The 234-nt window shown below is 73.5% G+C and carries 1 pseudogene; it reads right to left on the reverse strand.

The features are described from left to right. Window positions 1-234, reverse strand: a pseudogene (locus tag B4L26_RS05305) (hypothetical protein); the annotation flags it as partial.

Raw genomic sequence — 234 nt, forward strand, 5'->3', positions numbered from 1 at the left:
TTCTTGATGGTCGGGGCGCACTGGGCGTAGAGGCGCTGCCCCGTGGCCGTCGAGCCGGTGAAGCTCAGGACGCGCACGAGGGGGTCGCCGGACTGCTCGAATCGTTGCGTGACAATGCGGAACACCCGTGGACGCCGCCACGCGGCGGGCAGGCCGGCGCGCTCGCGCACGACGTCCTGCACGGCCTCGACATCACCGAGCCGCTCGGCCTGCAGTCGGCGCCACCGGCCCGGC

This window comes from Gordonia sp. UBA7599 (assembly GCA_002477755.1).
GTDB lineage: Bacteria > Actinomycetota > Actinomycetes > Mycobacteriales > Mycobacteriaceae > Gordonia.